Source organism: Streptomyces recifensis (genome assembly GCF_002154615.1).
In the GTDB taxonomy this organism is placed as follows: domain Bacteria; phylum Actinomycetota; class Actinomycetes; order Streptomycetales; family Streptomycetaceae; genus Streptomyces; species Streptomyces griseoluteus.
In genome coordinates, this window is sequence record NZ_MUNH01000736.1 from 1 (window position 1) to 4,868 (window position 4,868).

Annotated in this window: 5 protein-coding genes; 3 read left to right on the forward strand and 2 right to left on the reverse strand. The window is 72.9% G+C overall.

Translation table 11 applies throughout. The features are described 5' to 3' along the window. Nucleotides 1–15 precede the first annotated feature (15 nt). Both CCN33_RS33900 and CCN33_RS29050 read left to right on the forward strand, forming a co-directional pair. The gene (locus CCN33_RS33900) at nt 16–162 is read left to right on the forward strand and encodes a hypothetical protein (RefSeq protein ID WP_425275876.1); all 147 of its coding nucleotides are present in this window, start codon (nt 16–18) and stop codon (nt 160–162) included. Between the two features lie 82 nt (nt 163–244). Continuing rightward, nucleotides 245–1,492, forward strand: coding sequence for an MFS transporter (locus tag CCN33_RS29050; protein ID WP_086696348.1), 1,248 nt, complete (start codon nt 245–247; stop codon nt 1,490–1,492). A gap of 3 nt (nt 1,493–1,495) precedes the next feature. On the opposite strand, the gene CCN33_RS29055 is transcribed toward CCN33_RS29050, so the two are convergent. Both CCN33_RS29055 and CCN33_RS29060 read right to left on the reverse strand, forming a co-directional pair. Beyond that, entirely contained in the window at nt 1,496–2,554 is a 1,059-nt protein-coding gene (locus tag CCN33_RS29055; RefSeq protein ID WP_425275877.1) for a histidinol-phosphate transaminase, read from the reverse strand. After that, nucleotides 2,473–3,453 carry a hypothetical protein gene (locus CCN33_RS29060; protein ID WP_140394734.1) on the reverse strand — a complete coding sequence of 327 codons (981 nt, stop codon included), beginning with the start codon at nt 3,451–3,453 and terminating at the stop codon, nt 2,473–2,475. The genes CCN33_RS29055 and CCN33_RS29060 overlap by 82 nt, the downstream gene beginning before the upstream one ends. A gap of 312 nt (nt 3,454–3,765) precedes the next feature. On the opposite strand from CCN33_RS29060, the gene CCN33_RS29065 reads away from it, so the two are divergent. Then, on the forward strand, nt 3,766–4,868 hold a 1,103-nt coding region (locus CCN33_RS29065), incomplete at its 3' end, for an AMP-binding protein (protein ID WP_140394735.1).

Genomic DNA, 4,868 nt, shown 5'->3' on the forward strand with positions numbered 1-4,868 from the left:
CGGCCGCGCAAAGGTGTGGGGGACACGGTCCAGCCGCTCACCTCCTCCGGCCGGCGGCTCGGGCATGTGCTCGTCGACGCGGGTTCGCCCACCGAGCGGGACGACGCCGTGAAGTTCGTCCGCGAGACCCTGCGCTTCACCGTGACCCCTCAACTGCCCTGACCGGAATGGCCCTTTCCGGTGGCGCGCCCCACCGCGAGCCGGAAAGACTCCTCCCGGCACGAGCCCGTACGGAAGGAACTGAATGCGCGTCAGCCGGATCATCCCCCCACCCGGGCCGCCCAGGACCCTGGCCCTGGCACAGCTCACCAACTCCGTGGGCGACGGTGCCTATTACGTGTGTTCGGTGCTGTACTTCAGCCGGGTCGTCGGGCTGTCCCCGACCCAGATCGGCGCCGCGCTCACCATCGGCTGGGGGCTCGGCGCCGTCGTCGGAGTGCCGCTCGGCCACCTCGCCGACCGGCGCGGGCCGCGCGGGATCGCCATCCTGATGTCGCTGGCCACCGGCGCCGCCATCGCCTCCCTGCTCCTCGTACGGACCTACCCGGCGTTCCTCGCCGCCGTGTGCCTGTACACCTGCTGCCAGTGCGGCCTGGCCGCCGCCCGGCAGGCCCTGCTGGCCGGTCTGGTGGAACCCGCCCGGCGCACCGAGACGCGGGCCTACCTCCAGTCGACCGTCAACGCGGGGCTCGCCCTGGGCGCGGCCCTCGGCGGCATCGCCCTCCAGCTCGACACCGAGGCGTCCTACCTCACCGCGCTGGCGATGGACGCGGTCACCTTCGTCCTGGCCGCCTGGGTACTCGGCCGGCTGCCCGCGCCCGCCAAGCAGCTCCCCTCGGCCGGCCGGCCCGCCGGACGCGCCCTCACCGTGCTCCGGGACCGCCCGTACGCGCTGGTCTCGCTGCTGAACATGGTCATGCTGCTGTACATGCCGCTGCTGAGCGTGGTGCTGCCGCTGTGGATCGTGCAGCGGACCGCGGCGCCGGGCTGGACGGTTTCGGCGCTGCTGGTGCTCAACACGCTGAGCGTGGTGCTGTTCCAGGTGCGGATGGCCGCGCGGGTGACGGGACTGCGGTCGGCCGCGCGCGCCGTACGGCAGGCGGGGATCGTGCTGCTGCTCGCCTGTGTGTGCTTCGCGGTGTCGGCGGCCGGCACCTCGGCCTGGTTGCCGGTACTGGTGCTGCTGCTCGCCGCGTGTGTGCAGGTCTTCGGCGAGATGCTGCTCGGCTCCGGCTCCTGGGAGATCGGCTTCGCCCTCGCCCCGGCCGACAAACAGGGCCAGTACCAGGGCTTCTACGGCGCCGGAACCGCCGTCGCGCGGCTCATCGGCCCGCTGCTGCTGACCACGCTCATCCTCTCCTGGGGCACCGGGGGCTGGCTGGTCGTGGGCGCGCTGTTCCTGGGCGCGGGCCTCGCCATGGGACCCGCCGTGCGCTGGGCGGAGGCGCGACGCCCGGCGGAGACGCGGGAGCCGGCGCCGGTACGGGACTGAGTCTCAGGCGAGCGCCGCCGCGACCCGCAGCACGGCGTCGTTCGCCTCCGGGGAGCCGACCGTGACGCGTACGCCCTCGCCGGGGAAGGCCCGTACGGCGACCCCGGCGCGGGCGCACGCCTCCGCGAACTCCGTCGTGCGCTCGCCCAGCGGCAGCCACAGGAAGTTGGCCTCCGACGCGGTCACGGGCAGGATCGGCCGCAGCGCGCTGGTCAGCCGGTCGCGTTCCTTGACCACCGCCTCCACCCGCTCCAGCAGCTCGTCCTCGGCCGCCAGGGACGCCAGGGCGGCGGACTGGGCGAGCGCGTTCACCCCGAACGGCACCACGGTGTGCCTGATCCGGGCGGCCACCTCCTCGTGCGCCACCGCGTAGCCGACCCGCAGCGCGGCCAGGCCGTACGCCTTGGAGAAGGTCCGCAGCACCACCAGGTTCGGCCGGCTCCGGTACAGCCCGACGCCGTCCGGGACCTCGGGGTCGCGCACGAACTCCCGGTACGCCTCGTCCAGCAGTACCGGGACGTTCTCCGGCACGCGGTCCAGGAAGGCTTCCAGCTCGGCGCGGGTGACGGCGGTGCCGGTGGGGTTGTTGGGGTTGCAGACGACGGCCAGGGCGGTGCGCGGGGTGATCGCGTCGGCCATCGCCGCCAGGTCGTGCCGTTCCTCGCGCAGCGGCACCCGGACCGAGGTGCCCCGGCAGATCTCGGTGAGGTGCGGATACGCCTCGAACGACGGCCAGGCGTACAGCACTTCGTCGCCGGCACGGACCACGGCGTGCAGCAGATGGTGCGTGACGCCGACCGACCCGGCGCCGGTCACGATGTGCGAGCGAGGCACGCCGTGGCGGCTCGCGAGGGCGTCGACCAGCTCGGTCACCGTACGGTCGGGGTAGCGGTTGAGGCCGCCGACCGCCTCCGCGAGCGCGGTCCGTACCGAGGGCAGCGGCGGGTAGGGGTTCTCGTTCGCGGCCAGCGCGTGACGGGTCATGGACGCGTTTCTCCTGAGATCGCTCGAGGGCGCGGGGAATTCCCGTAATCCGGCCCGACGGGGGAATGATCGCTCAATGCCATGAGATATCCGAGCTGGAGCCGGTGCTGCGCACCATAATCCTCTTTCAGGCGCGCCACATGGCTTTGCAGTGAACGCAGACTCAGTCCAAGACGCCGGGCTATCTCTTTGTCCGAGCGGCCCTGGATCAGAAGTTTCCGGATCGATTCCCGCATGTCCGGGATCACTTCTCCGGCGGCCTCCGCGGCGCGCACCGGGACGAAGGGAAACGGTTCGGCGCGATCCCACTGCCGGGTGAACACGTCCGTGAGGAAACCGACCACGGCCGGCTCCCGGACCAGCACCGCGGTCTGCCGGTCCCGGCTGCCCGGGATGAACGCCGCCGACCGGTCGATGATGATGAGCCGCTCGAAGAACTCCGGCAGTGTGCGCACCTGGACACCGAACTCGGTCACCACCTTGACGTATTGCTTGGTCGGCTCGTCGAACCGCGTGCTGTGCTGGTAGAGCGTCCGCATGGCCACCCCGGCGGCGAGCTGCCGGCGTACCGAGGCGAGCGCGTCGCGCAGCACCGAGGGCGGGCGCGAGCCGTCCGGCTGGGCGGTGAGGATCTCCTCGCGGGCCCCCGCCAACTCATTCTGAATGGCCCGGTTGATGTCCGGAAGGCCGTTCAGGTACCGGAAAGCGGAGTTCGCGCCGCCGGTTTCCCCGGTGTCCGGACGGGTGCCGGAGGCACTCCGCCGCTCCGGGGGCGCCCAGTCGGCCTGCTCGGCGACGGCCCGCGAGAGGCCGCTCAGGGCCTCGGCGACATTGCGCATGGTGGTGCGGTAGTCCGGGACGTCCTCGGCGAGGCCGGCCGAGCAGGCGGCCATCGCCTCCCGGAGCGGTCCGGGCCCCTGCTCCTCCAGAGGGGCCCCGGTCATTTCCGTGCCCGATTTACGCTGAGCTGTTTCCATTTCAATCCTTCGTTTCACGGCACTGCGCCGACCCGAAGCATGTTAGGTCTTTTGTGTTCGTTCGCCGACGGGCGACGGTTGTTCTGTCGGGGGATCGAACCGCGAACCCCACAGGTGCTCGCGTATTCCCCGAACCTCGATTTTCGATGCCTTTACCGAAGAGGGGGAGACATGAACGGCGCAATCACCGGCTTTCCGCTGCTCGGGTCCGACGACGTCGGCTGGAACCGGTTCGGCCCGGAGTGCACCACCGCCTGACCGGCGGACGTCACCACCGCGCCCGGCGGCGCGCCCGACGGGAGGAAACCGAGCGTGAGGGCCGTTGAGACCGTCCTGCGCAGACATGCCGAGGACGGGGACCGGCCGCTGGTGGAGGTGACGGCCGAGGACGGCACGGCCGTCGTCCACTCCTACCGCGAGATCACCCGCGCCGCCCGCGCCCTGGGGGACCGCCTGGACCCCGGTCCCCGGCGACGAGTGGGCATCCTGTGCGGCGACACCGCCGAGGCCGTCGTCGCCGAACTCGCCCTGCTCGCCCTGCGGGTGACCGGTTGCCCGGTGCCGCCCGGCGCCTCCGCGCGCACCGCGGCCGCCCTGCTGGCGGACGTGTCCGCCGTCCTCGCCGACACCCGCGGCCGGGCCCTGCTGGCCGCCTGGGCGGACCGGCGCGTACTGCCCGAGGGCTGCCCGGTCGTCCCGGTCGACCTCACCGCGCTCACCGACTCGGCGGCCGGCGCCTACCGTGTCCCCGACGACGACCGGGACTGGATCTGCAAGATCCTCCCCGCCTCGGCGGCCTCGGCCGGGCGGGTCGGCATCCGCGCCCACGCGGTGGACGCCCATCTCGACTCGCTGCGGTCGGAGTTGCCCGCCGGAGCCTTCGCCCGCTGCGCGGTCACCGTCCCATTGGGCGCGCTCGCCCATCAGGTGGCCGCCACCCCGATGGCCATCGCCGACGGAGGCTGCCTGCTGCTGCCACCGCACGGTATCCCCGCCACCGCCCTGCCGGACTGGACGGCCACCGTCCGGCCCACCGCGCTCGCCGTCACCCCGCCCGCCGCGACGGCCCTGATCGGCGCCGCCCGCACCGCGCGCCGCGAGGGCATACCCGTATCGGCCGCCCTGTTCGGCACTCCTCGCGTCCCGCTGCTGTGGTGCGGCACCGAGGTGCCCCCTCCGCTGCTGCGCGAGTGCGAGGGCCTCGGGCTGCCGGTGTACGCCGGGTACGGGCTGGCCGGGAACACCGGCGCGGTGAGCTGGAACACCCCGGCCGCCCGCAGGTCCGGCACGGTCGGGCGACTGCTGTCCCACGTCCGCGCCGAGATCGGGCCCGACGGCGAACTCCTGGTCGGGGGAGACGGGTTGGCCGTCTCTCTGGGCTCGGACGCACCGGCCGACGGCTGGCTGCACACCGG

Bases quoted from the DNA above. Each gene is read 5' to 3' on its own strand.
- CCN33_RS29050 (WP_086696348.1), top strand. From the start codon at position 245: ATGCGCGTCAGCCGGATCATCCCCCCACCCGGGCCGCCCAGGACCCTG.
- CCN33_RS29060 (WP_140394734.1), bottom strand. From the start codon at position 3,453: ATGGAAACAGCTCAGCGTAAATCGGGCACGGAAATGACCGGGGCCCCT.